General features: G+C 66.0%; 26 protein-coding genes. 14 read left to right on the top strand and 12 right to left on the bottom strand.

The genetic code is table 11. From position 1 onward, the window contains the following. Positions 1 to 72: 72 nt before the first annotated feature. Positions 73 to 1017, top strand: a complete 945-nt coding sequence (locus U1839_RS13275) for a hypothetical protein (RefSeq protein ID WP_332804084.1) — start codon at positions 73 to 75, stop codon at positions 1015 to 1017. Positions 1018 to 1033: 16 nt separating this feature from the next. Here the strand turns inward: U1839_RS13275 and U1839_RS13270 are convergent, their stop codons facing one another. After that, positions 1034 to 1768: a DUF2334 domain-containing protein gene (locus U1839_RS13270; RefSeq protein WP_332804083.1), complete on the bottom strand. Its 735-nt coding sequence runs from the start codon at positions 1766 to 1768 to the stop codon at positions 1034 to 1036. Positions 1769 to 1986: 218 nt separating this feature from the next. On the opposite strand from U1839_RS13270, the gene U1839_RS13265 reads away from it, so the two are divergent. From U1839_RS13265 to U1839_RS13250, 4 genes are all read left to right on the top strand, one after another. Further along, positions 1987 to 2514 carry a DUF2141 domain-containing protein gene (locus tag U1839_RS13265; RefSeq protein ID WP_332804082.1) on the top strand — a complete coding sequence of 176 codons (528 nt, stop codon included), beginning with the start codon at positions 1987 to 1989 and terminating at the stop codon, positions 2512 to 2514. Between the two features lie 4 nt (positions 2515 to 2518). Beyond that, the gene (locus tag U1839_RS13260; RefSeq protein ID WP_332804081.1) at positions 2519 to 3703 is read left to right on the top strand and encodes a glycosyltransferase; all 1185 of its coding nucleotides are present in this window, start codon (positions 2519 to 2521) and stop codon (positions 3701 to 3703) included. A 61-nt stretch (positions 3704 to 3764) separates the two neighbouring features. Further along, on the top strand, positions 3765 to 5393 hold the full coding sequence (locus U1839_RS13255; protein WP_332804080.1) for an alkaline phosphatase D family protein: 1629 nt from the start codon (positions 3765 to 3767) through the stop codon (positions 5391 to 5393). Between the two features lie 43 nt (positions 5394 to 5436). Continuing rightward, a complete protein-coding gene (locus tag U1839_RS13250; RefSeq protein ID WP_332804079.1) occupies positions 5437 to 6918 on the top strand; it encodes an ArnT family glycosyltransferase in 1482 nt (493 codons plus the stop codon). Here the strand turns inward: U1839_RS13250 and U1839_RS13245 are convergent. From U1839_RS13245 to U1839_RS13200, 10 genes are all read right to left on the bottom strand, one after another. Continuing rightward, a complete protein-coding gene (locus tag U1839_RS13245; RefSeq protein WP_332804078.1) occupies positions 6904 to 9216 on the bottom strand; it encodes a TonB-dependent receptor in 2313 nt (770 codons plus the stop codon). The two genes, U1839_RS13250 and U1839_RS13245, sit on opposite strands and share 15 nt — an antisense overlap. 16 nt (positions 9217 to 9232) lie before the next feature. Further along, the gene (locus tag U1839_RS13240) at positions 9233 to 10189 is read right to left on the bottom strand and encodes a FecR family protein (RefSeq protein ID WP_332804077.1); all 957 of its coding nucleotides are present in this window, start codon (positions 10187 to 10189) and stop codon (positions 9233 to 9235) included. A gap of 52 nt (positions 10190 to 10241) precedes the next feature. Next, on the bottom strand, positions 10242 to 10760 hold the full coding sequence (locus tag U1839_RS13235) for an RNA polymerase sigma factor (protein ID WP_332804076.1): 519 nt from the start codon (positions 10758 to 10760) through the stop codon (positions 10242 to 10244). Positions 10761 to 10768: 8 nt separating this feature from the next. After that, positions 10769 to 11572, bottom strand: a complete 804-nt coding sequence (locus U1839_RS13230) for a ChbG/HpnK family deacetylase (protein ID WP_332804075.1) — start codon at positions 11570 to 11572, stop codon at positions 10769 to 10771. Then, positions 11547 to 12443 (bottom strand): glycosyltransferase family 2 protein, encoded by an 897-nt coding sequence (locus tag U1839_RS13225; protein ID WP_332804074.1) that lies wholly within the window; start codon positions 12441 to 12443, stop codon positions 11547 to 11549. Before U1839_RS13225 ends, U1839_RS13230 begins: the two co-directional genes overlap by 26 nt. A 237-nt stretch (positions 12444 to 12680) precedes the next feature. Beyond that, on the bottom strand, positions 12681 to 13445 hold the full coding sequence (gene ung / locus U1839_RS13220) for a uracil-DNA glycosylase (protein WP_332804073.1): 765 nt from the start codon (positions 13443 to 13445) through the stop codon (positions 12681 to 12683). Between the two features lie 50 nt (positions 13446 to 13495). Then, positions 13496 to 13621, bottom strand: a complete 126-nt coding sequence (locus U1839_RS13215) for a hypothetical protein (RefSeq protein ID WP_332804072.1) — start codon at positions 13619 to 13621, stop codon at positions 13496 to 13498. Then, entirely contained in the window at positions 13618 to 13797 is a 180-nt protein-coding gene (locus U1839_RS13210) for a hypothetical protein (RefSeq protein WP_332804071.1), read from the bottom strand. The genes U1839_RS13215 and U1839_RS13210 overlap by 4 nt, the downstream gene beginning before the upstream one ends. A 116-nt stretch (positions 13798 to 13913) precedes the next feature. Then, positions 13914 to 14933 (bottom strand): GGDEF domain-containing protein, encoded by a 1020-nt coding sequence (locus U1839_RS13205; RefSeq protein WP_332804070.1) that lies wholly within the window; start codon positions 14931 to 14933, stop codon positions 13914 to 13916. Between the two features lie 123 nt (positions 14934 to 15056). Next, entirely contained in the window at positions 15057 to 16130 is a 1074-nt protein-coding gene (locus U1839_RS13200; protein WP_332804069.1) for a phospholipase A, read from the bottom strand. Positions 16131 to 16186: 56 nt separating this feature from the next. Between U1839_RS13200 and hisN the strand changes: the two genes are divergently transcribed. Further along, positions 16187 to 16969 carry a histidinol-phosphatase gene (gene hisN, locus U1839_RS13195; RefSeq protein WP_332804068.1) on the top strand — a complete coding sequence of 261 codons (783 nt, stop codon included), beginning with the start codon at positions 16187 to 16189 and terminating at the stop codon, positions 16967 to 16969. Between the two features lie 397 nt (positions 16970 to 17366). Here hisN and U1839_RS13190 read toward each other — a convergent pair whose 3' ends face one another. After that, positions 17367 to 19478 (bottom strand): AsmA family protein, encoded by a 2112-nt coding sequence (locus U1839_RS13190; RefSeq protein WP_332804067.1) that lies wholly within the window; start codon positions 19476 to 19478, stop codon positions 17367 to 17369. A 155-nt stretch (positions 19479 to 19633) separates the two neighbouring features. Between U1839_RS13190 and rpmI the strand changes: the two genes are divergently transcribed. From rpmI to pheS, 8 genes are all read left to right on the top strand, one after another. Next, positions 19634 to 19837, top strand: a complete 204-nt coding sequence (rpmI, locus tag U1839_RS13185) for a 50S ribosomal protein L35 (protein ID WP_281127425.1) — start codon at positions 19634 to 19636, stop codon at positions 19835 to 19837. A gap of 16 nt (positions 19838 to 19853) precedes the next feature. Continuing rightward, the gene (gene rplT / locus U1839_RS13180) at positions 19854 to 20219 is read left to right on the top strand and encodes a 50S ribosomal protein L20 (protein ID WP_281127426.1); all 366 of its coding nucleotides are present in this window, start codon (positions 19854 to 19856) and stop codon (positions 20217 to 20219) included. Positions 20220 to 20463: 244 nt separating this feature from the next. Continuing rightward, positions 20464 to 22293: a lysozyme family protein gene (locus tag U1839_RS13175; protein ID WP_332804066.1), complete on the top strand. Its 1830-nt coding sequence runs from the start codon at positions 20464 to 20466 to the stop codon at positions 22291 to 22293. A 263-nt stretch (positions 22294 to 22556) separates the two neighbouring features. Next, positions 22557 to 22892 (top strand): hypothetical protein, encoded by a 336-nt coding sequence (locus U1839_RS13170; RefSeq protein WP_332804065.1) that lies wholly within the window; start codon positions 22557 to 22559, stop codon positions 22890 to 22892. Between the two features lie 160 nt (positions 22893 to 23052). After that, positions 23053 to 23730: a hypothetical protein gene (locus tag U1839_RS13165; protein WP_332804064.1), complete on the top strand. Its 678-nt coding sequence runs from the start codon at positions 23053 to 23055 to the stop codon at positions 23728 to 23730. Between the two features lie 144 nt (positions 23731 to 23874). After that, positions 23875 to 24129 (top strand): hypothetical protein, encoded by a 255-nt coding sequence (locus U1839_RS13160; protein ID WP_332804063.1) that lies wholly within the window; start codon positions 23875 to 23877, stop codon positions 24127 to 24129. Between the two features lie 227 nt (positions 24130 to 24356). Next, positions 24357 to 24854, top strand: coding sequence for a GNAT family N-acetyltransferase (locus tag U1839_RS13155; RefSeq protein ID WP_332804062.1), 498 nt, complete (start codon positions 24357 to 24359; stop codon positions 24852 to 24854). Continuing rightward, on the top strand, positions 24851 to 25945 hold the full coding sequence (gene pheS, locus U1839_RS13150) for a phenylalanine--tRNA ligase subunit alpha (RefSeq protein WP_332804061.1): 1095 nt from the start codon (positions 24851 to 24853) through the stop codon (positions 25943 to 25945). The genes U1839_RS13155 and pheS overlap by 4 nt, the downstream gene beginning before the upstream one ends. Positions 25946 to 26194 lie beyond the last annotated feature (249 nt).

Raw genomic sequence — 26194 nt, 5'->3', positions numbered from 1 at the left:
GCCAAGCCGGGGTACGCTCCCTAGATCATGCGGGTTCCGGCACCGCCCGGCATTTATCGCAGGTCGTGCCACGTGAACATTTCTCCGGCCCCACGGGCTGACGGTCTGGCGCTCGAAGCGGCCGCACCCGATCTTGCCGGCCTCGAACCGATCGAGACGCTGAAGCGCCGCTGGCCGATGGTGCTGGGCGCGGTCATCACGCTGGTGATGATCGCGATGCTCGGGCGGCAGCTGTTCGAATCCGGCATCGCCGGGCTGGTCGATGCGCTGCCGCGCAACCCGCTCTTCTACCTGTTCTTCACGCTCTATTATTTCTCGCCGGTGGTGGGCGACTATGTGATCTTCCGGCGGCTGTGGCGCATTCCTGCGGCCGGCTTCGCGGCGCTGATCCGCAAGCGCATCGCCAGCGACATGATCGGTTATTCCGGCGAGGCCTATTTCTACGCCTGGGCGCGGCAACGCGCGACGATGGTCGCAGCACCCTTCGGCGCCGTGAAGGACGTCAGTATCCTGTCGGCCATTTCCGGCGCCGCGATCACGCTGACCGTGCTGCTCGGCGCGCTGCCCTATGCGATCGGCTGGCTCGACACCGGCCAGTTGCGGCTGGTCATGTGGTCGGCGGTGATCATCTTTGCCATGTCGCTGCCATTCCTCGTCTTTTCGAAGCGGGTTTTTTCGCTCGACCGGCGCACCTTGTGGTGGATCTTCGCGGTGCATTGCGGTCGGGTGCTCGGCGGCGCGGTACTGCTCGCCATCACCTGGCATTTCGGTCTGCCGGGCATCGCGATCGCGACATGGCTGCTGCTCTCGGCCGCGCGCATGCTGGTGGCGCGCCTGCCGATGGTGCCGAACAAGGATCTCGTCTTCGCGACGATCGCCGGCATGCTGGTCGGCCAGCATGCCAAAATGGCGCAGATGCTGGCGCTGGTCGCCGGTCTGATCCTCATCGTCCATGCCGCGCTGATGCTCGGCTTCGCGCTCCACGCCTTGTGGGTGAGAGTGCGCGCACGGCGCTGAGCGGGTGCCCGCGCCGTCAGCCGATCAGATCGGCGTAGCGCCCCGCCGGCCGGCCACGACCGAGCACGGTGAAAGTCCGGTCGATGCTGTCGAGCAGTTGCGGCACGCCATTGTCGCCGGGATGCACCGCGATTCGCACCACGCGCGCCGGCCGCAGCACGAGGCGCAGCGCGGCGGCGGCGGCCAGCGAACTGAGCTGGCGGTTGCGCGACCGGCTCGCCCAGGTGATCACCGGTCCGCGCGCCACGACCGCGTCGCCGCGCGTCGGCGCCCACACCCGGGCGTGGTCCTCCGCCAGCGCGAAGCCGGCCTCGCCCAGCACAGCGCGTGCCGCGTCGGAATAAAGCCAGGCCGGCGCGATGAACCCCGCCGCCGGGCGGCCGATGATATCCTCGACCAGCGCCTTGCCGCGCGTCATGCGCGACAACGCCTCGGTCGCATCGAGGCCGAGAAACTCGCCCTCGCCCGCCGTCATATGTTTGGCGCGCCAGGCATCGGCGCCGCTGTGCGTCGCGGTGTCGCGATGAAACCAGCCATGCACGAACATCTCGACCCCGGCATCGGCCCAGGCGCGCAGCCGCGCCGCGAACGGCGTGCCAGCGGTAAGCGGTGCTTCCCCCCAATGGTCGGGCACGACCAGCATCGCCAGGCGCAACCCGCCGAGATGGCCGGCCAGCCGATCGGCCAGCGCATCGACCGGCCCTTCGAATTTGGGCGAAACGTCGTGGATCGAGGCAAGCAGCGTCTTCATCGCGTCCGCCGATAGCGGTTGAACCGGCGCTTGCCCAGCGGCGGCCACCGGCAAAGCGTCTCCGATACGCCCGCAGCGCACCTTCTTTTGGCCAAGTTTCACCGCATATACCGCGCGGCTCGACGCACCCCGCACGGCGCGCGCCGTTCATCGCAGGGCAAAGGCGATGCGCGATAGAGGATATGGCGGGAGCGACAATGCGAGGACGCGGCATGACGATGAAGAAGGTTCTGGTGGCAATCGCGGCGATGCCGATCGCCCTGTCGTCGCTGACGATACCGGCCCATGCCGGGGTCGTTGGCGAGGACAGCGCGCTGTGCGCCAGCGGCCGGGGTCCGGCGATCCAGGCCAATATCGTCGGCCTGAAGGATCGCGCCGGCGAGGTGAAGCTCGAAATCTACCCGGCCAACGAACAGGATTTCCTGCGCGACGACTATCTGCTGGTCCAGGAACACAAGGTTTTCCGTCGCGTGACCGCGCGCACCCCGCAATCCGGCCCGGTCGAAATCTGCATCAAGGTGCCCGCACCCGGCCGCTACGCCCTGCTCTTCACGCACAATCGCGACGGCAAGTCGAAGTTCGACTTCTGGACCGACGGCGCGGGCTTCCCGAGCAATTTGCGGATGGGGCGTGCCAAGCCCAAGCTCGTCCAGGCGATCATCGATGTCGGACCGGGTATCACCACGACCATCATTCGGGCACAGTATCTGCGCGGCTTCAGTGGTTTCGGCCCGTTGAAGGAATAGGCTGATGCGGATCGTCGACGTCAACGAATTCTATTCGCCGACCGGCGGCGGCGTCCGCACCTATCTCGATCGCAAAATGGGCCTGATGGCCGAGCTTGGTCACGAACTGATCGTGATCGCGCCGGGCCGCGAGGACAGCGTCGAGGAACGTCCGGGCGGCGGGCGGATTATCTATGTGAAGGCACGGCGCCTGCCGTTCGACAGCAATTACGGCCTGTTCTGGGATGGCGCCCCGATCACCGCGCTGCTCGACGATCTGGCCCCCGACGTGGTCGAGAATTGCTCGCCCTGGCGTCCCGCCTGGATCGTCGGCAACTGGCAGGGCGACGCGCTCAAATCCTATTTCATGCACAATGACAATGTCGCCGCCTATGCGCAGCGCTGGTTCGAAGGCGTGGCGAGCCATGAACGAATCGAGCGCGCCTGTGCGTGGTACACGCGCTACATGGCGCGATTCCTCGACAAGTTCGACGTCGTCGTGACCAACGGGCCGGCGCTCGAAAAGCGTCTGCGCGCGCGCGGGCTGCGGATCGATGCGGCGATGCCGCTCGGCATCGAGCGTGGCCATTTCTCGCCGACGTTGCGCGACGAGCGGCTGCGCGCAGCGATGCTCGCGCAATGCGGCCTGCCGCCCGAGGGTCGCCTGCTGCTCGGCCTTGGCCGGCATCATCGCGAGAAGCGCTGGGACGTCGTGATCGACGCGGCCGAGCGCGCCGGCGCGCGCATGCCGGTCGGCCTGATGTTGCTCGGCACCGGCGTCGAGACGCGCAATCTCGAATATCGCCTGGCCGGCAGCCCGCATATCCGGCTGTTCCGCCCGGTCTATGACCGCGAGCGGCTGGCGCGGATCATGGCCAGCTGCGACGCGCTGATCCACGGCTCCGAGGCCGAGCCTTTCGGCCTCGTCGCGTCGGAGGCGATCGCGGCGGGCCTGCCGCTGATCGTGCCCGACACCGGCGGCTGTGCCGAAATCGCCGATCCGCTGTCGTCCGAGACTTATATCGCCCGCGATGCCGCGTCGGCCGCCGAGGCGATCGTGCGGCTGTTCGCCCGCGACGCGGCGATGCTGCGCCGCGCCGCGGTGGTCGCCGCCGGGCGGGTGCGCAGCGATTGCGCGCACACCGTCGAGCTGATGGATTATTATGCGGCGCGCGTCGCCGAGAAACGGGCACAGCCGCTGCGCGCCTGACCTGTCATGAGCACGCCATATCGCTGAGGCAAGCGACTCTCCGATAACCCGGAGACCACCGATGAAGATCACGCTCGACCGTCGCTCGTTGCTCCTGACAGGCACGCTGGGGCTCGGTGCCTTCGCCATACCCGGCTTTGCGCAGGCCCCGGCGATCAATGCGGCACGCGGCTTTACCCACAGCGTCGCGAGCGGCGAGCCAGCAAGCGATTCGATGCTGCTGTGGACGCGCTATGTCCCCGCCAACGGGGGCGCGGTCGAGCTGCGCGCCGAGATTGCCGAAACGCCGGATTTTGCCCATGTCGTCGCCGGCGGCGCGCAGATCACCGGGCCGTGGCGCGATTTTACCGCCAAGATCACCCTCGCCGGGCTGCAGCCGGGCCGTACCTATCATTATCGCTTCATCGCCACCGACGGCACGATCTCGCCGGTCGGCCGCACGCGAACGCTGCCCGAAGGCGACGCACCACGCTTCCGCGCAGCGATCTTTTCCTGCTCGAACATGTCGTTCGGCTATTTCAATGCCTATGCCCATGCCGCCGCGCGCGACGATATCGATCTCACCGTCCATCTCGGCGACTATTTTTACGAATATGACAGCGGCCATTATCCCGCGCCGGAGGAAGTCGTCGGGGGTCGCCGGCCCGAGCCGGCAAGCGAGCTGATCCACCTCGCCGATTATCGCCTGCGTTACGCCAGCTATCGCGCCGATCGCGACCTGCAGAAGCTGCATCTGTTGCAGCCGATGATCGTGCAGTGGGACGACCATGAATCGTCGAACGACAGCTGGGAGGGCGGCGCGCAGAACCACCAGCCCGACAGCGAAGGCGACTGGAATCCGCGCCGTGCTGCCTCGATCCAGGCCTATCGCGAGTGGATGCCGGTGTCCGACGAGCCGTGGAAGGCCTATGACATCGGCACGCTCGCGACGTTGTTCCGCACCGAGACGCGCCTGCTCGCGCGCACCGAACAGCCCGATATCGCACCGCTGTTCAAACAGGCCGACCCGGCCGCCGCGCTCGAGGCGTTTCGCGACGGTGCGTGGATGGACCAAGGCGCGACGATGATGGGGTCGCAACAGGAGAACTGGCTTGCCCATGCGATGCGCAGCTCGGTGCGCGGCGGGCAGCGCTGGCAGATCGTCGGCTTCGGCACGATCCTCGGCCAGACGGTCATGCCCGCGACGGCGCTGGACTGGCTGGATCCCAAGGCCTCGCCGCGCGCTAAAAACTACCTGCTCGCGGGGATCGCGGCGGCCAAGGTCGGGCTGCCGTTCAACTATGACAATTGGGGCGGCTATCCCGCCGCGCGCGCGCGCTTCCTGCGCGCGTCGCAGGCGATCGGCGCCAATCTGATCGTCATTTCGGGCGATAGCCATAATGGCTGGGCCTATGATCTCGCGCAGGACGGCAAGCCCGCCGGGGTGGAATTCGCCGGCCACAGCGTGACTTCGCCGGGTTACGAATCGTCCGTCCGGGTCGACCCGCGCGCCGTCGCCGCCGCGCTGGTCGCGGCCAACCCGGAACTCAAATGGTGCGACACCAGCCGGCGCGGCTATATGGCGATGACGCTGACACCCGATCGCGCCACGTGCGACTGGGTGATGGTCGACAGCGTCACCGTGCCCGGCACCGGCGCGCGGGTTGGCCACAGCGCCGACGTGGCGCGCGGCCGTAACCTGATGGCCTGATAAGGCGCGACAGCGCGCGCCCGGCTGTGGCACAGCCACCGCGATGCGCCGCGCGGACCTTTCGTCGGAAACCATCGTCGCCGCGCTGTTGCTGGCGATAGCGCTCGCCGTGCGCGCGGTCGATTTCGGCAATCCGGTCATCCATGTCGACGAGCAATATTATCTGCTCGTCGGGGATCGCCTGCTCCACGGCGCGCTGCCCTATGTCGATATCTGGGACCGCAAGCCGATCGGCCTGTTCGCGATCTTCGCCGCGATCCGGCTGTTGCCCGGCGACGGCGTGCTCGCCTATCAGGTGATCGCGACGCTGTTCGCCGCCGCCACCGCCTGGCTGGTGCAGCACGGCGCCCGGCGGCTCGGCGCGACGCCCCGCGCGGCGATCGTCGCCGGTGCAGCCTATCTCATCTGGTTGCCGCTGCTCAGCGGACGCGGCGGCCAGTCGCCGGTCTTCTACAATCTGTTCGTCACCGGCGCGGCGGTATTGATGCTGCGCCTGCCCGCGCTCGCGGCGCGACAGGCGACGCGCGCGATAGTGATCAACGGGGCGGTCGCCTGCCTGCTGGCGGGACTGGCGATCCAGACCAAATACACGCCGGCGATCGAGGGGGCGTTTTTCGGTTTCGCTCACCTCTATTATCTCCACCGCGCCGGCGCGCGCTGGCCGGTGATGACCGCCGTCGCCGCCTTATGGCTCGGCCTGGGCCTGGCACCGACCGCGCTGATCGTCCTGCTTTATTGGGCGCACGGCCCCGCCGCCTTCCACGCCTTCTGGTTCGCCAATTTCGAATCGATCTTCCTGCGCTCGCGCTACGCCTATCCCCCGGACCTCATCGCGCGCCGCCTGCTCGGAACCAACGCGCTGCTCCTGCCCCTCACACTGTGCGCCGCGCTGGCATGGCGGCGGCGCGACGAGCGGCGAATGCTGGCGTTCGGCTGGCTGGGCGCGGCGATTGCCGGCTATTTCGTGCTCGGCACCTTTTTCGATCACTACGCGCTGCCGCTCGTCGCCCCGCTTGCGCTGCTCGCCGCGATCACGTTCGCGCGGCATGGTCGCGCGATCGTCGCGACGCTCGCCCTCGGGCTGATCCTGTTGGTTGTGCGTACTGCGATCCGCCACAGCGACGCGGCGGGCGCCTACCGCCTGGCGACGGTGGTCGAGGCCAATAGCGGGAATGAATGCCCCTATGTCTTCACCGGTGATTCGGTCACCTATCTGCTCGCCAAAGCCTGCCTGCCGACCGCCTATGCCTTTCCCTCGACGCTCGCCTATGCGCCCGAACAGGGCGCCAGCGGGATCGACGAGGCGGCCGAGGTGCGGCGGATCCTCGCCCATCGTCCCCCGGTGATCGTGCGCGGCAGCCGTCCGCTTGCCGAATGGAATGACGCCAGCCGCGCGTTGGTCGACGGGGCGCTGACGCGTGACTATCGCCCGGTGTTCAGCACCGCGCGCGACGATTACCGCCTGATCGTCTGGCTCCGTCGCGACCGCAGCTTCGTCTCACCCGGCGTCTCACCAGGTCCGTGATACGCCCAGCCTGACGGTGATCGGGCGCAGCGGGGTCGCCTGCGAGCGCGTTATGAAGGTGAACGGATTGCCGTAAGCGAAGCGATTGTCGGAGCGGTTGGTCAGGTTCTCGACGCGCAGCGTGACGGCGGTGCCGTGCCGTTCCCAGCCGCCATGCAGACCAATAACGAGATATTTCCCCTGGCTGATGTCGAGCACGTCGCCGGTGCCGAGCACCGAACGACCGACATAATTGCCGTCCGCGCCGACGCTCCATTGCGCGTCGCTGCCGCCCTGCCATTCATAGCGTAGCGCGACATTGCCGGCGAAAGGCGGTGTTTCGGGCAGGCGCCGGTTCTGCGGCAGCGACAGATCGGCGAGCGGGCCACTGACGGTGTTGGAGGTGAAGAGGAACGAGCCCGTCGCGTGCAGCCCGGCAATCGGCACATAATCGACATTGCCTTCGAGCGTGAAGATCCGCGCATTGCCGAAATTGGTCGTATAGGGCGCGCCGCGCCGGTTGATCAGATCGGCCTGGATGTCGACCCAATGTGCGTAGGACGCGCTGCCCGAAAAAGTCACGCCGGTCGGGCCGTCATGCAGGCGACGAAAACCGATCTCGCCGACGATGATCGAGTCCGAATTGAAGTCGGCGACGCGCCCGATGCCCCGCGCCACGGCGAGGCCGCCGGTGCGGTAACCGGTCTGGACGCGACCGAACAAGGCGAAGCGTGGCGCGAGCCGCCACGAAAGCGCCAGTGTCGGGTCGAAACGACGGGTCGACCGGCCGCGAATGAAACTGTTGCTGGCCGGCTGCGTCGAAGGCTCGCTGTCGACCCGCGCATAGGTCAGGCGGGCGCCGACGGTCGCGGACAAATTGCGCGTCAGCGCGATCGTACCCTCGCCGAACAGCGACGCGCTCTGCGTCACGTTGGTCACGCCGATGATGTCGGCGGGATTGTTGGCGAAGCCCGAGACGCGCGCCTCGGTATCGCGGTTACGGAGCAGCGTCAGCCCGAGCACCCAGCTGTTGCCACGCCGCGTCGATCGCGAAAGGCGCGTTTCGTGGGTCAGGAGCAACCGCGAATCGTCGGTACGGTAGATCAGCGGGAACGGGAAACCGACAGGCGTCGCGTCGAACAGGTCGCTCGCATGCACGTCGCTGACCCCCGTCGCCGACACCAGTTGCAGCCCGCTATCCCAGTTCTTGGTCACGACCGCGCGGCCGAGCATGAACTGGTTGTGATAGGGTTGCCGCTGGACGGTGAAGCGCGACAGCGTGTCGCGGCCTTCGCCATAGGCGGCGTCGCGGCCCTCGATGCGCTGTGCCAGGATACTCGCATCGATCTGCCAGCCGCCGCCGGGATCGAGCCGCGCCGCGAGACGACCGCCGACGGTATCGACGCGATTGACGTCGGATCGCCGCTGGCCGACATCATCGATATAACCGCCGTCGCGCACGCGATAGGCGAGCGCACGCACGCCCAGCATTCGATCGACCAGCGGCACGTTCAGCCGTCCCGCGACGTCGAAGCCCGGCGCGCCGTGCGCCGAGGCCGACGCGCCGGCCTCGACCGCGCCGCTCACCCGATCGAGATCGACCGCTTCGGGCGTCAGGCGGATGATGCCGCCGATCGCACCGGCGCCGTAAAGCGTGCCCTGCGGCCCTTCGAGCACGTCGACCGCCTTCATGTCGTACAGCCGCAGGTCGGGCTCGGGTCCTGAATAGGCCAGCTGAACGTCGCCGAAATAGATGCTGGCGGTCGACTGGGTCGCCCCGTTGAAGCTGCTGTCGGCGACCCCACGAATGAAGATCTTGTTGCGCCCGGCGCCGAGCGCGGTGCTCTGCAGCACGGGCATGGCATGCGCGGCGCTGTCCAGATCCGGCGTCGTCCGCGAGCCGCCTGGGCCCGCCAATCCGGTGACGGTGGTCAGCGTGCCGGGATAGCGCAGCAACGGCACCCGCTGCTTGCTGGCGGTCACGACGACCTCTTCGGTGGCGCCGCTCGCAGGCGTCAGCGCCGGTGTGGCGTGCGTCACGGGCGCCGGGCGCCGGTCGCGAACGATGCGGAAGCTGCGCGCGTCGACCGCGACGGCGCGAAATCCCGAGCCGGCGAGGAGATGGTCGAGCGCTGCGCGCACCGGCATGCGGCCCTGCATCGGCTTGACGCGGATGCGGCTCAGCCCGGCCTCGGTGCTGATGATGTCGGTACCCGTCTGTCGTGCCAGCGAGGTCAGCGCGATGTCGAGCGTGGTGGCGGAAATCGAGATCGACGGGTCGGCCGCGCGCGCCGTGGCCGGCGCGACGAGCAGCAACATCGCCGCGACGATGTGGCTAGTTGCCGGCCTTGTGTTCAGGCGAGATAACCCACCGCTCGCCATCGCGACGCCACCCTGCACCGACCAGCGCGGCGATATGCGGAACGTCCTTGGCCGCGTCGCCGGTCAGCTGAACCATGCCGGTAAAGGTTTGCGCCGACAAGTCCGGATCGAACCGGAGGTCGGCGCCGTTGACGCGCCTGATCGCCTGCGCCACGTCGCCGAGCGGCGTCGCGTTGAAGGCCAACCGGCCGTTGCGCCAGCCGCCGACGGCATCGACCGCGATCTTCGACAAAACGACCTGCCCGACATCCTCATGTGCAACCAGCGCATTGCCGGCCTTGACCAGGATTGCCTCGCGGCCCGGCTGAAACGACACCGCGCCTTCGGCCACCGCGACATCGAGCCGCGCACCACTGCGCGAGACGTCGAACACCGTGCCGACATCCTGTACCGCCAGATTGCCCGAATGAAGGACGAACGCCTTGCCGTCGTCGTGATGCACCGCGAACACCGCCTCGCCCGAATCAAGCGTTGCGACGCGGGTGTCGTTGCGGTCGAGATGCAGCGTCGTCGCGCCGTTCAGCTCGATCCGCGTGCCATCGGCGAGCGCCACGACGCGCTTCTCACCCGGGGCAGTGCGAACGGTATAGGCCGCGCTGCCCGGCACCATGACGAGCGGCATGACGAGCGCGGCGATCCCGGCGGCGACCGCCGTGCCGCCGACCGCCCAGCCCCAGCGGCGCGACCGCTGCGGCACGAACCGCTCCGGTGCGACGGGGACGATCGGCGCGGCGGCACGCGGCAGGTCGCCGAGCAGCGCATCATCGAGCGCCACGCGATCAAAAGCCGCGGCGTGGGCGGCGTCGGCCTCAAGCCAGGCGACGAAATCGTGCCATTCAGCCGACGACAACACGGCCTGGCGCAAATGCCAGCCGATTGCCTGATCGACGATGTCACATCCCTCTGTCATCGATTCGAAGCCCCTTACTTGGTACAGACGTCACCGTGCCCGCATTCCCGCACTATCCTCCGCCAGAATCGTGAATCTGGCGATAGGCGCGTTGCAGCAGCTTCTCGACGCCGCTGACGCTGATGCCGAGCTCGGCGCCGATCTCGCGCTGCTGCCGCCCTTCGAGGCGGAACATGCGGAACGCGCGCTGGGTCCGTTCGGGCAAGGAAGCCAGCGCCGCCTCGACCTGCCGCAGCCGCTCGCGCGCGATCAGCACCCGCTCCATGTCGGGAATGTCGTCGGCCTCCGACTGCGCCTCGACCCAGCCGGTGTCGCGCGCGCCGCGCCGTGCCGCAGAGAGCCGGCGATCCGCGGCGAGATTCGCCGCCATGCGAAACAGATAGGCCGCCGGATCGGCGACCGGGCGATCGATGAACTGGTCGAGCTTGAGCCACATGTCCTGCAGCGCGTCCTCGGCATCGTCGGCGCCGCCGAGCCGTGCCGCGAGCAGGCGCGCCAGCATCGGGCGCTCCGCCAGGAACACCGCCTTCAGTCCGCTTTCCGCCGCTGCGCCAACCATTGCGAAGACCATGCCCGAGCTTAGCCCGGAAAGGCCAGCCCATGTTTCGCCGCCCGCGCGGCAATCGGCAGCCTTTCCAGCGCCGCCGCCTCGACGATGCGCGCCGCGGCGATCGAATCGCCGGGGCGCGAGCCCGCGCCGGGGTGGCACATCACCAGATGCATCTCGCCCGGGAAACGCAGCAGCCTGGGGAACAGCGCGGCATAGTCGCCGGCAAAGCCGTAATGACCGGCAAAGCTGTCGTTGCAGCGCAGGCCGTGCGCCGCCGCCGCGGCACGCAGGCCGCGCGAATGCCAGGCGCTGCCCAGCGCCTTGCCGAAAAAGGGGCGCGCGAGCATCGCCACCACGCGATCGGTGCAATCGCGCACCCATGCCTGCGGCGCGCGCAGCGCGGTGGCGGCGAGCACGATGTCGCGGATGCCGGGCAGCGCATGGGCATGCTGATGACCGTCGACGAACGACGGCGGGCGGCCAAGCGCGTCGCAGAAGCGATCGAACTGTGCCGCCACCTCGCGCGCGATGGCATCCAGTGGCAGGTCTCCCCGCGCGGCGCGGCGCCCCAGCGCATTGATCGTCGGCAGTGTTCCGTTATCGACGAGGCCCGGCATCGCGGTGAGCGGCGCCTCGCCGGTCAGCACGAGATGCAGACCGATCTCGACATGGGCGGGAAGATCGCGGAGCAGCGCGCTGTCGGTTTCCCAACCGGGCATGATGGCCATGCAACTGGTAGCGTTCAGTTGCCCTCTGGTCGCGAGGCTGGCGATGACCGCGCTGACCTCGGGCGAGAAGGCGAAGTCATCAGCACATAGCAGCAGCCGGGGCATCGACGATCCTCAAGGCCTGAACGGGGCGCTCGCGAATGCGCTCGCTGGTCATGCGACGGCGGTCAAGCCGACGCGCCAGAAATTGGTAGAAGAACCAGTCACCGGCGATCGGTGCCATGGCGTGATAGACAATCCGCTCGGCGAGCGTCCAGCGGATCGACTCGCGATTCCGTTCGCGTGGCGACGGCGCGCACCAGAAGCGCGCGCCATAGCTCATCGCGCCCTCGTGGTGGACGCGGTGAATGATCTCGTGATCCTCGAGCACATAGTTCCAGCGCCGCGCATCGAAGCCGCCGGCGCGGCGCAGCGCCGCAGTGCGAAACACCTGACCCGCCCCGCCGGTATGGCATTGCCGCCGCAACAGCTTTGGCATGATGCGGATGTGCAACGCCTTGCGGCGCTGCGCGGCGCGATCGTCACGCCCGGCAAAAAAGGCGCCCGCGGCGACACTACCCGGCGCGGCGAGCAGCGCTTCGGCTTCGGCGAGATAGTCGCAAGGATACCAGGTATCGGCGTCGCAGGTCGCCACCAATGGGGTCGCGACGCGCGCCAGGCCGGTGGTCAGCGCGAAGACCTTGCCGGGGCGCCGCTCGGTAAGCAGCGTCGCGTCGAGGCCGAGCAGTGCGCAGCAGGCCATCGCCCGTGCGGCGCTGCCGTCGGTCGAGCCATTGTCGACGAGGATCAGCCTCAACGGGCGCGTCTGCGCCGCGAGGCTGGCCAGGGTATCGGGAAGGAAATCGACCTCGTTGTAGAAGGGAATGATCACCGACCACCGGGCCGCGCACAACGGGACGACGCGGCCTGGTGCCGGCGCGTGCGCCTGCTCGCCTGTATCGACACTGTCGATGTCGCGCGCCGCCTCAAGCAGCATCAGATATCGCCTTGGTCGGTCTACCGACCCGCTGCATTACCATCATGATCCCGCCGCAGAGACGGGTCGGCTTGTCGACTCCCCAGCCACGTACCGACCCGCTCGCCTCCCTCGAGTGAAGCCCGCTATTATGGGGAAGACGACGCCGGGCGGCCGAACCCGCACATGGCGACGGGCACTTTTTTTCGTTTCGTAAAATGAGGGCTCCCGCCGCACACCAGGCGCGACGGATCGCGATCAGTTTCCGTCGATGGCGACGCGATCGAGTTCGGGCAATTGCCAGTCGATCGGCGTGAGGCCGTTGGCCACGAGAAAGGCGTTGGCGCGCGAAAAGGGCCGGCTGCCGAAAAAGCCGTTATGCGCCGACAACGGCGAGGGATGCGGCGCCTTGAGGACGAGGTGCCGCCCCCCTTGCGCGACGTCGGTGACGAAGGCGGCCTTCTTCTGCGCGTAATTGCCCCACAGGATGAACACCGTGGGGTCAGGGCGCGCCGCGACGAGGCGGATCACCGCGTCGGTGAAGCTCTCCCAGCCGCGACCGCGATGCGCCGCGGCCCGCGCAAGCTCGACGGTGAGCACGCTGTTGAGCAACAGTACGCCCTGCCGCGCCCAATGTTCGAGAAAGCCGTGCCGCGCCGGGGCGATGCCGAGATCGCTGCGCATCTCCTTGTAGATGTTGACGAGGCTCGGCGGCACCGTGACGCCGGGGCGCACGCTGAAGCACAGGCCATGCGCCTGCCCCGGGCCGTGATAGGGATCCTGCCCCAAAATGACGACGCGCACGGCATCGAGCTGGGTCAGGTCGAGCGCGCGGAAATATTCGGCGCCGCGCGGGAAGATCTGCTTGCCCGCCGCCTTTTCGGCGACGAGGAATTGCCGGAGCGCGCGCATATAGGGCTGCGCGAATTCGTCCGCGAGCGGCGTCGCCCAGCTCTCGCTGAGACGCACGGCGCCGCGCGACGATTCACCCTGGGGCGGTTGTGGTGCGGTAGCCGGATCCATCCGGCGTGCTTAACGGCCTGCGCGGGGCAGGCAAAGCCTGGCGGTTCGGCTCAGCCGAAGACGCCGATGCCGGCAAACTGGCCGACGATCAACAGGCCGGTCAGCGCGAACGAGGCGAGACCGACGACGATGCTGCGTGTCATGACGATATATCCCTGCAAGGTCGTTCCGGTCATGCGACCGGAACGACGGGGACGGCGGCGCTGAACAGCACGGCGGAGAAGAACAGGGCGCCGACGAGCGAGAGGGCGACGCGCTGGGCGGTTTCGATACGAGCGAACATGATGATGTTACCTTCCTGAACTTGGTCATCCAGACCATCTGGTGACCGATGCCCGAAGGTTAGCATCAAGCGTGCCAACTTTTTTAAGTTATTGTATTATATCGATATTATTATTTCATCCCGGCGGCATCGCGCCGATATCGGGTGCCGAACTCGCATTTCGCGCCAAAAGATGGCGGAAATTACTACGCCGCCCTGAGCAGATTCCGGCCACCATCCTTGGCGGCGTAGAGCAATGCGTCGGCGCGACCGAACACGGTGCCGAGATTCTCGCCGGGCTGCGCGGTGGTCAGGCCCGCCGAGAAGGTGACCGCGCCGAGCGGCTCGTCGGATTCGCGCAGCCGGTAACGCTTGTTGGCGACCGTCACGCGCGCCTTTTCGAGGATGGCGAGCGCTTCCGACCGTGAAACCCCGCTGAACAGAACGGCGAATTCCTCGCCGCCATAGCGCGCGACGAAATGCCCCGGACAGCCATCGAGCAGCGCGGTGGCGATCGCCTTGAGCACGCGATCGCCGACCGAATGACCGAAGCGGTCATTGACCAACTTGAAGTGATCGATGTCGCACACCGCGACGCACAGCGTGTCGCCCGCTGCGACGCCGGCGGCAAAGGCTTCCTCGAAGGCGCGGCGGTTGGGCAGATCGGTGAGCGGATCGCGCCGCGCATTGTCGCGCGCTTCCTCCAGCTTGGCGCGGAGTTCGTTGGCTTCGTGTGTCGCCGCCTCGAGCCGGTTTTCGGCGAGGCGCACCCGGTCGAGCATGGCGCCCGTCAGACGCACCACTTCGGTGACGCCGAGCGCGGCGTCGGAATTGCGCAGCGCATCGGCACTGGCGGCGAGGTCGCGACCAAAGCCCTGTGTCTCGGCGCGGATCGTCCTTACCATGTCGCTGAAATCGTCGACCTGCATCTGCGTCTGGGCGACGAGTCCGTCGGCGGCGCTCGGCGTCGGCCCCGACCCGTTGCCGGCGACCTTGCCGCCGAGCGACTCGATGTCGCGCGATGACAGCCGGATCCCCCCTTCGGTCATCGCGGCAACCGACTGGGCGACGACCCCGCGCGGATCGCTCAACACACGATAGGCGAAATCATAGTGACGCGGATCGGGGCTCAGCCGATGCTGCTGGAGGAACGCACCGATCGCGTCATAGAGCCGCGTCGCCGCATGCTCCTGCTTCGCCCCGTGCGACACGGTTGCTCCGGCCATCCGAACCCAGACTCCCCACTACCGCGGCCCCAAGCACGCGGCGATTCGCCCCCTTCCACAACATATGTACACCGCAATGGCTAAAATCCGATGACCACGTCGCCCCTTCCCCAAAATGCAGGTTCACCGCGTGAAGGCGATGCCGGCCCGGACATGGGTCGCGCGCTTGTTATAGTCGATCAACGCCTCGCCATAACCGGTGTACGCCTGGCCGAAGAGATAGATACGCGGCAGTGTGTCACTGATCCTGACCAGCGGATAGGATAGAAACGCCTCCGCCGAGCCCTTGCCGGTCCCCGGATTGCCGCGCGCGGTGACGGCGAGTTTGAGGCCGTCGCGCTGCCCCAGAGACACGCCGAGGGAGGTATAACCCCAGTAGCGATCGAGGTCGGGCGCGATCCCCTGATTGCCGAAGTAGAACCATGCCATCGGCGTCACGTCGAGCCGCCAGCCATGGCCGAGATCGAACGCCCGGGCGGCGCGCACGAGCACGCGGTTGACGTCAATCGAATTGGTGACGCCGCCGCCATTGCTGTCGTGGCGATAGCCGCCGCCAATCACGCCATTGGCGCCAACCGGCACATCGACAAACAGCTCGGGGCTGTAGCCGGTGGCGCGGACCGGCCCGGACGGGCGGTCGATCGCCCAGAACATCGTCTGGGTATAGGCGAAGTCGAGCCGCGGACCGTCGTCGCGGCCGAGCACCCGGAAATCGAAGCTGAGCTGTAGCTTCGCCCCGGCATCGCCGGCGCCGATGACGCCATAGGTCGGCGCATAGGGGTGGAGGCGATCGAGAAAGCCGCTCGCCGTGCCGCGCGACGTGCGGTTCGGCTGCTCGGTTGCGCCCGGCGCCACGGCGGCGACGGCCACCGGCGCGGACGTCGGGGCGGCAGCCGCCAAGCGATAGTGGACCCGCGCGAAGGCGCCTGGCGCGACGGGCCCCTCGCCGTCAGGCGCGGCGACCAGCCGCAGATGCATTCCGTCACGAGCCATTACCTCGAGCTCGGCGGGCCCCAGGGCGGGCTGGGCGGCACTGCTCTCGTTGAGCAGGAACACCTCGACACCCTGCTTCGCCGCGTCGGCGGAAGCCGGCGGATCGAGCAGCGGGCGCAATTGCGCCGCCGCCGGCGTGGCGCCGCACAGCGCGGTGCTGGCGAGCAGGCAGGCACCGACGCCAAATATGGAAAGAGCCCGCATATCACCCCCTGGCACAGCCTCTGGCGCAGCTTTGGCAGGACGGCTAACCGGGTGCAATGCGCGTAACCCAGACCGACCGCGATTTCGCGAACCAGCTTGCCGATGCCGCCGGGGCGGCGATCCGTCCCTATTTCCGCGCGCCGCACGGTCTCGAGACCAAGGCCGACGCCTCGCCGGTGACGCTCGCCGACCGCGAAGCCGAGGCGGCGATGCGCCGGCTGATCGAGGCGCGCTTCCCCGAGGATGCGATCATCGGCGAGGAATATGGCGTGCGCGAGGGGACCAGCGGGCGCGCCTGGGTGCTCGACCCGATCGACGGCACGCGCGCCTTCATCACCGGACGGCCGATCTTCGGCACGCTGATCGCGCTCGTCGCCGAGGGCTGGCCGGTGCTCGGCGTGATCGACCAGCCGATCCTCGGTGAGCGCTGGCTCGGTAGCATTGGCAAACCGACGACGCTCAACGGCAATCCCGCCGCGACCCGCGCGTGCCGCGAACTCAAGGACGCGCTGCTCGCCACCACTTCGCCGGCCTTGTTCGGCGACGACCAGCTCCACGCCTTCGAGCATCTCGACGGCGCGGTGCGCAGCACGGTGCTGGGCGGCGACTGCTACAACTATGCCTGTGTCGCCTCGGGCTGGCTCGACGTGGTTGTCGAGGCGGGGCTCAAGATCCACGACTTCGCCGCGCTGGTGCCGGTGGTCGAAGGCGCCGGCGGGCGGATGTGCGACTGGCAGGGCGATCCGCTGACCGCCGACAGCATCGGCGAGGTGATCGCCGCGGGCGACCCGGCGCGGATCGAGGATGTTCTGGAAGCGCTGGCCTGTCGCGGGCATTGAGGTCGGTGCCGTATCGTCCAGCGCTGCCGGCGCGATTTCCCTGCCGGAATTTTTTGACGCGGGCCGCCTTCCGTCTTAAGTTCAATATCCCAAACACTTAGCGATTTCGCCGTTGGGTTTGGCAGGGAATATACGGGTCAGCGCGATGGGGTTGGCAGGGAATTCCTCGGGCATTGCAAGGAAAATGTTCGTGCAGCGTCGTTCCGCGCCCGGCGTGTCGGTGCCTTGAACGCCAGGCGCATGCGCGTTGATTTTACCGACGATGAGAAAGACCAGCAGCGGTGATGACGCATTTGGCGAAAGACTGAATCATCGTAACGCGGGTTGGCGCGGCGCTCCGAACGCCCTGGAAGCGCGCCTGGCCCTGGGTTCCTGCATTCGCAGGAACACCAGCGCTTCATTTCTTGGCGGGCGTCCCGTGGCCGACATCGTCGCGCGGCTTGCCCTTGGTGGTGCGCTGCGACTGCGCCGTCGCACCAGCCAAAACCGGGCCGCATTGCGCACTCTTGGCGTCGCCGACATCGACGAAGGCGAGGATGCTGGCGAGCGGGCTGGCGACGATCCCCAGCGCGATGCCGGCCCCGGCGCGCGTCAGCAATTGCGGGCTGACGACGTTGATGCCGGGCTTGGCGAAATAACCCTTCACCCCGACCGGCGACTGCGCCGAGAACAGGCTGAAGGTCTTGGCATCGGCGCGCACCGCGAAATCGAGCGATTCGTTCTTGAAGCTGAAGCCGCCGCGCCCGGCGATGACGCTTTTCTGCGTGTCGATCAGGATCGGGTCGGCCGCCGCGACGCCGTTGCGCACGCTGAAGGCGATCAGCCCGCAATTGATCCGTACCGGCTCCTTGAGTTTTTTCTGGACCAACTTCTGCACGAAGGTGCCGATGTCGAGCTCGGCAAGCTGGACGTTGCGCGTCCAGAAGCTGCCGGCCGGCAGGATGATCGCGATGCGACCATTGGCGGTCGACAGCGAATCATGCACGGTGTCGCCATCGCCCGACAGCTTGATCCGCGCCTTGACGGTGCCGGTCGTCCCGGCCTCGTCGACGCCATAACCGGCGAGCAGCACCCCCATCGGCGTCGGCGACAGGCGGATGTCGTAATCGGTATGGACCATGGGGCGGCGCGCATTGATGACAATGTCGGACGCAACATGGCCGCGTGCCATGTCGAAGGTCAGCGGCGACAGCGTGAGCAGGCTGTTGTCGAGCGCGAGCTTGAGGTCGATGTTGGAGACGGGCACGTTGCGCGCCTTGAGAACGCGCACCTTGTAGTGGAGGTCGGCGTCGAAATTGCGCAGCGCGTCGACGCGCAACGGGGCATCGGGCAACAGGCGCGGGGTGCCGCCGACCTGATGCACGATGCCGGCCTTGCCCTGCGCCGCATCGTCGGGATTATAGCCGATGAACGGCGCGACATCGATGATGTCGAGGCTGCGCGTCGCGAGGTCGGCGGTCAGCTTGATGCGCGGCTCGACATTGGCGATGGTCAGCGTGCCGGCGAGATCGCTGTCGCCGAAGCGGCCATTGAGGCGCGTGAAGCGATATTCGTTGCCGACCTTGGTCATCGCGGCGTGCAGCACATAGGCACGCGTATCGGGCACGGCGATGCCGAGGATCGCGAGCATGTCGTTGATGTTGCGGCCGCGCGCGGTGACCTGCAGGTTCGCGCCCTCGATCTCGGTCGGGCCGTCGAGCGTGCCCGACACGTCGAACACGGTGCGCGAGGCGTTGGCGTGAAGCTGCAGCTGGTTCTTGCCGCCGACGGCGGTGGCATTGGGCGTGAGCAGCGCACCCGACACCGAGAAGGGCGTGTTGCGCGCGGTGCCGGTGCCGGTGAAGCGCAGCGCGCTGGCAAAGCGCGTGTCGGTGGCGCGAATCGTCTGGAACGCCAGATCGACCGCGACCTTCATGCGCGGATCGACGTAACGCAGCGTCGTGCCGGCGACCATCGCCTCGCGGATCGTCGGCATGTCGAACGGCTTGGCCGGGCCTTCCGAGAAGGTCCAGCTGTTGCGCTTGCCGTCCTTCGACCATTCGAGATCGGCCGCGCCATCGACCATGCCGAGCCATTTGATCCGACGGTGGCCGGTGATCAGCGGCAGCGTGGCAATGCTCGTGTCGATGCGCTTCGCCTCGAACAGGTTCTTCTTCGACGCCCAGTCGGGGTTGGAGATCGTCAGCCCCTCGGCGACGAAGTGGATGTTGAGCGGATCGAAATAGAGCTGGAAATCCCCTGCCACCTTGACCTGGCGGTGAGTCTGCGCGGCGACGGTGCGCTCGAACACATGCTTCAGGAAGCGGCCCTTGGTGATATAGAGCACGAGCCAGGCGATAAAGACCAAGGCGAGCAGGCCGAGCACGACGTTGCGCGCGATTCGCCAGGGCGACCAGCGGCGCTGCGGCGTAGCGGCAGGCGGGGGCGAATCGGGCGGCGACGACGCCGCGCCGGGCGCCGCTTCGTCCGCCGGATCATCGACCCGCGGCGGGGAAATCTGCGTCTCCATCGGGGGGCATAACCCCGGGGACGCCCCTAAGGTTGCATTTCGGCCAGCCCGAGGCTATGCGCCGCCGCTTCCGACGCGATTGCTCGTGAAAAACTGCCCGGCCAGTGTGGGCTGCCGCGGCTGTTCGAGGTGATCGCCGAACCGAAAGGACCAAAATGCCCAAGCTGAAGACGAAGAGCGGGGTGAAGAAGCGCTTCACCATGACCGCGACCGGCAAGCTGAAACACGGTGTGGCCGGCAAGCGCCACCGCCTGATCAGCCACAACGGCAAGTATATCCGCCAGAATCGCGGCACGTCGGTCGTGTCCGATCCCGATACGAAGACGGTAAAGGCCTGGGCGCCTTACGGTCTGAAGTAAGAAAGAGGATTAGGACATGGCACGCGTCAAACGTGGTGTAACCACCCGGGCTAAGCACAACCGCATCCTCGATGCGGCCAAGGGCTATTATGGCCGCCGCAAGAACACGATCCGCATCGCCCGCCAGGCGGTGGAGAAGGCCGGACAATATGCGTATCGCGACCGCAAGGTTAAGAAGCGCACGTTCCGCGGCCTGTGGATCCAGCGCATCAACGCCGGCGTTCGCGCCGAGGGCCTGACCTACAGCCAGTTCATGCACGGGCTGAAGCTCGCCGGCATCGAACTCGACCGGAAGGTCCTGGCCGACATCGCCATGAACGAGGGTCCGGCCTTTACCGCGATCATCGCGCAGGCGAAGGCGGCTCTGCCCCAGGCCGCCTGAGCGACCTGTAGCGAGCGAGAGATACGGGGCGTCGGTGGCAACACCGGCGCCCCTTTTCGTTTTGCGTCACCTGCTCCTGCGCAGGCAGGAGCCCGGCGGTTGCAAGGTGCAGCGCGCGTGACTCTGGGTTCCTGCCTGCGCAGGAACACGGGCGGGCGGCATCACGCGCTGATTCAACAAATCGTACACATGGGTAGTCCGCTCCTACCCGCGCATGTCGCGCGGATGCCGGCAGGAGCGACCCATGATCATTGTTCCGATCGAAGAAAATCATTCCGGCCTAGCGTCGGCCACCGACGCCAAATTCCGCACGCCGGATATGTCAGGCAGCGGGCTCGAGGCGCTCGGCGCGGGGCTGGCTAAGCTGGGTGATGGCGGACAACAGTTCGCGACGGCGCTCGACGAAAAGCGGCGGCGCGAACTGGCGGCCGAGATTGCCGCGGCACATCTCGACGTTCACCACCAGCGCAACCTCGATGACGCGGCGGCGAAGAAAGCCTATGTCGATTATAGCGATCGGGCGGCGGCGCTGTTGCAGGGCGACAATGGCATCCTCAACCACGAAGGTGCCGATGCCCATGCCGCTTTTCCGGCGCTGGTCGCGGCGCTTGCCGACTCGCACGACGAAGCGACCGCACCGCTGAATGCGCTCCAGCGCGCCGTCGTCGGCCCCGCGCTGGGCGAGCGACTGCGCAGCGACGTCGCGCGCGCGGCGGCGCATGTTCGACAGCAGGGCGTGGTCGAGCAGCAATCGCGAAGCAGCGCGCTGCAAGTGGCGGCGGCGCGTGACGCCGTCGCCCATGCTGATCAACCCGACCTCCACGACCATCATATGGCGACCGGCGAGAATGCGATCCGCCAGCAGGCGATGATCGGAGGCACGTCGGACGATGAACTCGGCCAGCAGCTCGCCGACTACAGGTCGGGCGTACATGCCGACACGATCGAGGCGCTGTCGGCGCGCGATCCGGCGAGCGCCGTTGACTGGTATGGGCGCTTTGGCGACAATCTAAACGAGGTGGACAAGCGCCGTGTTGCGACGATGCTTGCACCCGTGCCAAGCGACGGGCAGCTCGCACTTGATGACAATATCGCCGGCACTTCCGGCAGCCTCATTTCGTTTCCCAGCGACGAGAGCGCGGGATCAGCATTTGCCTCCGATCGAAATCTCAGCGACGTTGTCGACGCCGCAGATCCAGCGCCCACACCTTCGCCCACACCGGTTACGAACACCCCACGCACACCGCCAGTCGAAGCCGCCGATCCGACCGATGTCGCAGCGGATGGTGTGACCCCAAAACGACGGGTGACGGCAATGGACGGCACTCGAAGTGGGACGAAAGCCGCGCAAAATCAAACGCCGATCATATCAGACAGCGACTTGGCTGCCTTACGAGTCAATATGGCGTCTCCCAAACGCCAGGCAAGCAATCGGGCGCGGGCAGAGGCGGATTTGCGCGATCCGGTGGTGCTCACCTTGTTGCATATGATTGCCTATTATGAAGGTCCTGATCGAGCGAATGGCTACGCTCAAATCCAAGGAAAACTTAAAAAAACTGACCCGAAAATAACGGACTTCAGCCGGTTTCCCAATATAGGGGAAATTGCTGGCGGCAGATATCAGATAGAAAGAACTCATATGTACGCCACCGGCGTACAGAACCTGGGCATCGAGTCATTCCATCCCGTCGATCAAGACATGATCGCGGCGTATGTCCTGCGACATTATGGTATCACTGACAAAATTAAGGCAGGTGATTTTGCCGGAGCGATGCCCGCGCTGGCGACTTATTGGCGATCATTTCCCTTGCCCGGCGACGATGCCGGCAAGAGTGGAAACGCTCGCGGCAATTTTGCGACGTTTGTAAAAATATTCAATGAAGTGTATCCCTTGGTGCGGAGTGATGCAGCAAAGCGCGCCGCATATGAGAGTAGCGTTCGTTATTTAAATCCATTTAGAGGCCTTGTCCCCGGCCTTGATCAAGCGGAGGCAAAAATTAGACCTCATATAAATCTAATTCCGATACTTGATAAATATAACATTTTTAAAAAGCCCACCAATAAAACAAAATGACACGGAGTAATTCAGTGGGCATAATAGGACGACTGATATCATCGAGTATCGCTTTTGCATGCTTGATCTTTATGTGTTTCCCGACGCCAGGCGAAGCGCGAAGTGTTTATCAAGCAGCACAACCGGTGGATGTTTTGCTGAAACATCTTCGCGCGACAGGCATATGCGTACCCGGTGTACCCGCGATATGGGTAAACAATTGCCACGCACGTGAAACGAGGTCCATCGCAATATGGGCCTATCCAAAACGGCCGAACGCGCGGGTGGAAGCGGTCAAAATCGTGCTGACCGTGGCGTCAGATGATCCGCGTATTCCTCGGCAGCAAACGGCGCAGTCGACCCGGGTCGCCGTGCGATTGATCCGCGAGCTCCTGCCGAGCTGGCGCGAGGGACCAGCCTGGATAAGGCGGACACTCGTGAAGGCGCGTTCGTATCCTTGCCTTATGGTCACCCATTTCGACGGTTACACCATCAGCGTGGCACAGGCGCCGGCGTTCGATTACAATCTCATGTCCGCCGATCTGGTCATCGCTCGCGATGCCGTCTTCGAAAAATATCGTGACGATCCATGCTCCGAGACACGCAATTTTTATGAATGATCTAAATTATCTAATCGTAAGTGCGGTCGGTACTTGTCCAAGAAGGGGCGTTTAGCCCGACAGAATGCCATAATGTCTTGCGGCACCAGCTTCGTGAACATATACAGAACAAATGGCTGACGTTATCGTTGGTTGGCCCGATGCATGATGGAAGAAGTAGATGCAATTGCGGATCCTCGCATGCTGCTTGTTGCTATCCGGCTGCGGCGATCCGGCAACAAACATGGGACATCAGGAAAACGCGCTCGGGGAGTACGTTGCTGTAAGCAACGAGGACGCTGTCAAGGGTGGCGAGGAGTTCGTTTTAACGCCCGCAGAGCGTAAAGCAGAAGTGGCGCGGCGCGTGCGCGAAGACCGGGAGGCGGAGCGCTTCGACCGATGGCGGGCCAGTGTCCTCCCGACGCCGCGCCACGCCTTTCCGAAGATCGGGACCTGCTATGCAAGCCATATCAAAGAGATCGCGATTCACCATGAACGTATCAGTGACGGAAGATTTCCCGATGGGGAGCCGCTGGAAAAGGGCAGTTACTATTGGGACGACGACTGGGCCTGGGAAGCAAACCCGATCCGTGACCATGGGCGGATCGCGATTCCATTCAATGGCTACATTCTCTACAGCAATGGACTGGAGCAGCCCTTCGACCAGACATGGCCGAAGCAGGAACCCCCACCATTCGCCCGCAGCCGTGTCGGTGACAAGGTGGTGATGTGTGTGATCGAATTGCCCGACCATTGCCCGCCCAATGATTTCCGCGGCGTCACGTACAGGACGCGCGATCTACGGACCGGCGGAGTATGGGAACAGGATAATTCACAGCATATGTGCGGCGGCGCTTGACTCAACCGGCAGATATGTCCGTCACCTTCGCGACCTCGGGTGTATCCGATCAGCCCGCCGGGGTGCCATATGCCTGGTGAGCCAGCCCCTCCGAGTCTGCTTGCTGACGAGGATACACGCGAAACTTCAAGAAGGGACAATACCGTGCTCGAAAAACTCGCCCGTTCCACGGTATGGCTTGTCATGCTCGTTGCCCCGTCCCTAATCGCCGCCGTCTTTTATTGCTATCTTGTTTCGTTAGGTCGCGGTCCGGATGGCACGACAACATCATTGCTCGATTTCACGCCGCCTTTTCTGTTCTCGTTTGCAGCAACTTATATCATATTACTGGCAATCTTAATCCCGCTGCGGTTTCTATTTGGCTGGATTGGCAAATGCCTGAAACGTCGTGATATCTAATGTTGTCATGGCGACGGTCATCGCACGCTCGCGCCGCATCAAGCACTTAGGAGAATTGTAGCGAACGGGGCGTCGGTATGAACACCCGCGCCCCTTTTCGTTTGCGTCGCGTGCTCCTGCGCAGGCAGGAGCCCAGGGGTTGTAAGGCGCGGCGCGCATGGCTCTGGGTTCTTGCGAGCGCAGGGACACGGGCGGCTGGTGACGGCGACGAGGTGAACGGCTGAGACATGATGGTTGAACTGCATCCGATGACCGACCGGGACTATGCGTGGCTGCTGGGCGAGGCACCGCGCGGCAACCGCCTGCGCCTGTGTGACGGCGGCATTGCGCCGGACGAGGTGACGGCGATGCTACGCGGGGTCACCGCTGGCCTTGCCGCCGCCGACGATCGTCCGCTCGCCTGGCTGATCGCCGATGGCGACGCGGTGGTCGGCATGACCAGCTTCACGAAGCGCGACGCCGATGGCCGTTACGAGATCGGTTATGGCGTCGCGCCGGCGCATGAAGGGCGCGGCGTGATGAGCGCGGCGATCGCCCTTTTGCTGCCGATGTTGCGCGGCGATGGACATCGCGGCTTGACCGCCGCGACCGGCGTGGACAATCCGGGCTCGCCGCGCGTGCTCGAAAAGAACGGCTTTGTGCCAAGCGGCACGCGCGACGACCCCGAGGACGGTCCGCTCAATCTCTGGGCGATCGACCTCACCACAGATGGAAGGCCCCGATGACCGATCTCGACCAGCTGCGCGACGACCTGCTCGCCGCCGTCGATGCTGCGACGACGCCCGAGGCGATCGAGGCCTTGCGCGTTGCCGCGCTGGGCAAGGCCGGCAGCGTGACCGGGCTGCTCAAGACACTGGGCGGGATGACGCCCGAGCAGCGCCAGAGCGAGGGCCCGCGCATCCATGCACTGCGCGAGGCCGTGACCGCGGCGATCGGCGCGCGCAAGGCGGCGCTGGAGCGCGCCGCGCTCGATGCGCGGCTGGCGCGCGAGACGCTCGACATGACGCTGCCCGCCGCCACCGCACTGACCGGCACGGTGCATCCGGTGAGCCAGGTGATGGACGAGCTGGCCGAGATCTTCGCCGATCTCGGCTTCGCGGTCGCGACGGGCCCCGAGATCGAGGACGACTGGCACAATTTCACCGCGCTCAACATTCCCGAGACGCACCCGGCGCGCGCGATGCACGACACCTTCTATTTCCCGGAAGGTGAGGACGGCGCGAAGAAGATGCTGCTCCGGACCCATACCTCCCCTGTTCAGATCAGAACGATGGTCAACCAGAAGCCTCCGATCCGCATCATCGCGCCCGGGCGCACCTATCGTTCCGACAGCGACGCCACGCACACGCCGATGTTCCACCAGGTCGAGGGGCTGGTGATCGACAAGGGCATCACGCTGGGCCATCTCAAATGGACGCTGGAGACCTTCCTCAAGGCGTTCTTCGAGCGCGACGACGTCGTGCTGCGGCTGCGCCCGAGCTATTTCCCCTTCACCGAGCCATCGGCGGAGGTCGATGTCGGCTACACGATCGAGAAGGGCAAGCGCGTGATCGGCGGCGACCCGAACGGCCCCAATGGCGGCTGGATGGAGGTGCTGGGCAGCGGCATGGTCCACCCCAAGGTGATCGCGGCGTGCGGACTCGACCCCGAGGAATGGCAGGGCTTCGCGTTCGGCTGCGGCATCGACCGACTGGCGATGCTCAAATATGGCATGGACGACCTGCGCGCCTTTTTCGACGGCGATATCCGCTGGCTGAAACATTATGGCTTCGCGACGCTCGATGTGCCGACCTTGTCGGGAGGCGTTGGGACGTGAGCCAAGGTCCTCAGCTCGGCGCTCGCCCCTGTGCGACAGCACATGCCCATCGAAAGAGAAGAATAGGGTTCGCGCGGAGGCGCGGAGGCGCGGAGGATTCAGTTTGCGCTGAACGCGCGCGACCCGTCGCCAAGGCTCGTTTGCTGTGTCGAAGCACGCAATGGCGTTGCTACGGGATCAATCGCAACGGCAGCCCCAGCCGAGGCACCTCCGCGCCTCCGCGCCTCCGCGCGAACCCCTCTACTCTTT

It is taken from the genome of Parasphingomonas halimpatiens (assembly GCF_036663795.1).
Classification (GTDB): domain Bacteria; phylum Pseudomonadota; class Alphaproteobacteria; order Sphingomonadales; family Sphingomonadaceae; genus Sphingomonas.
The sequence above is the reverse complement of the archived record's forward strand: the minus strand, read 5'-3'. Positions and strand labels throughout refer to the sequence as shown.

What these genes read in the sequence shown, in the direction of transcription:
- U1839_RS13270 (WP_332804083.1), bottom strand. Translation starts at nt 1,768, where the DNA reads ATGAAGACGCTGCTTGCCTCGATCCACGACGTTTCGCCCAAATTCGAA.
- U1839_RS13265 (WP_332804082.1), top strand. Translation starts at nt 1,987, where the DNA reads ATGAAGAAGGTTCTGGTGGCAATCGCGGCGATGCCGATCGCCCTGTCG.
- U1839_RS13260 (WP_332804081.1), top strand. Translation starts at nt 2,519, where the DNA reads ATGCGGATCGTCGACGTCAACGAATTCTATTCGCCGACCGGCGGCGGC.
- U1839_RS13255 (WP_332804080.1), top strand. Translation starts at nt 3,765, where the DNA reads ATGAAGATCACGCTCGACCGTCGCTCGTTGCTCCTGACAGGCACGCTG.
- U1839_RS13250 (WP_332804079.1), top strand. Translation starts at nt 5,437, where the DNA reads ATGCGCCGCGCGGACCTTTCGTCGGAAACCATCGTCGCCGCGCTGTTG.
- U1839_RS13245 (WP_332804078.1), bottom strand. Translation starts at nt 9,216, where the DNA reads ATGTTGCTGCTCGTCGCGCCGGCCACGGCGCGCGCGGCCGACCCGTCG.
- U1839_RS13240 (WP_332804077.1), bottom strand. Translation starts at nt 10,189, where the DNA reads ATGACAGAGGGATGTGACATCGTCGATCAGGCAATCGGCTGGCATTTG.
- U1839_RS13235 (WP_332804076.1), bottom strand. Translation starts at nt 10,760, where the DNA reads ATGGTCTTCGCAATGGTTGGCGCAGCGGCGGAAAGCGGACTGAAGGCG.
- U1839_RS13230 (WP_332804075.1), bottom strand. Translation starts at nt 11,572, where the DNA reads ATGCCCCGGCTGCTGCTATGTGCTGATGACTTCGCCTTCTCGCCCGAG.
- U1839_RS13225 (WP_332804074.1), bottom strand. Translation starts at nt 12,443, where the DNA reads ATGCTGCTTGAGGCGGCGCGCGACATCGACAGTGTCGATACAGGCGAG.
- ung (WP_332804073.1), bottom strand. Translation starts at nt 13,445, where the DNA reads ATGGATCCGGCTACCGCACCACAACCGCCCCAGGGTGAATCGTCGCGC.
- U1839_RS13215 (WP_332804072.1), bottom strand. Translation starts at nt 13,621, where the DNA reads ATGACCGGAACGACCTTGCAGGGATATATCGTCATGACACGCAGCATC.
- U1839_RS13205 (WP_332804070.1), bottom strand. Translation starts at nt 14,933, where the DNA reads ATGGCCGGAGCAACCGTGTCGCACGGGGCGAAGCAGGAGCATGCGGCG.
- U1839_RS13200 (WP_332804069.1), bottom strand. Translation starts at nt 16,130, where the DNA reads ATGCGGGCTCTTTCCATATTTGGCGTCGGTGCCTGCCTGCTCGCCAGC.
- hisN (WP_332804068.1), top strand. Translation starts at nt 16,187, where the DNA reads ATGCGCGTAACCCAGACCGACCGCGATTTCGCGAACCAGCTTGCCGAT.
- U1839_RS13190 (WP_332804067.1), bottom strand. Translation starts at nt 19,478, where the DNA reads ATGGAGACGCAGATTTCCCCGCCGCGGGTCGATGATCCGGCGGACGAA.
- rpmI (WP_281127425.1), top strand. Translation starts at nt 19,634, where the DNA reads ATGCCCAAGCTGAAGACGAAGAGCGGGGTGAAGAAGCGCTTCACCATG.
- rplT (WP_281127426.1), top strand. Translation starts at nt 19,854, where the DNA reads ATGGCACGCGTCAAACGTGGTGTAACCACCCGGGCTAAGCACAACCGC.
- U1839_RS13175 (WP_332804066.1), top strand. Translation starts at nt 20,464, where the DNA reads ATGATCATTGTTCCGATCGAAGAAAATCATTCCGGCCTAGCGTCGGCC.
- U1839_RS13165 (WP_332804064.1), top strand. Translation starts at nt 23,053, where the DNA reads ATGCAATTGCGGATCCTCGCATGCTGCTTGTTGCTATCCGGCTGCGGC.
- U1839_RS13155 (WP_332804062.1), top strand. Translation starts at nt 24,357, where the DNA reads ATGATGGTTGAACTGCATCCGATGACCGACCGGGACTATGCGTGGCTG.
- pheS (WP_332804061.1), top strand. Translation starts at nt 24,851, where the DNA reads ATGACCGATCTCGACCAGCTGCGCGACGACCTGCTCGCCGCCGTCGAT.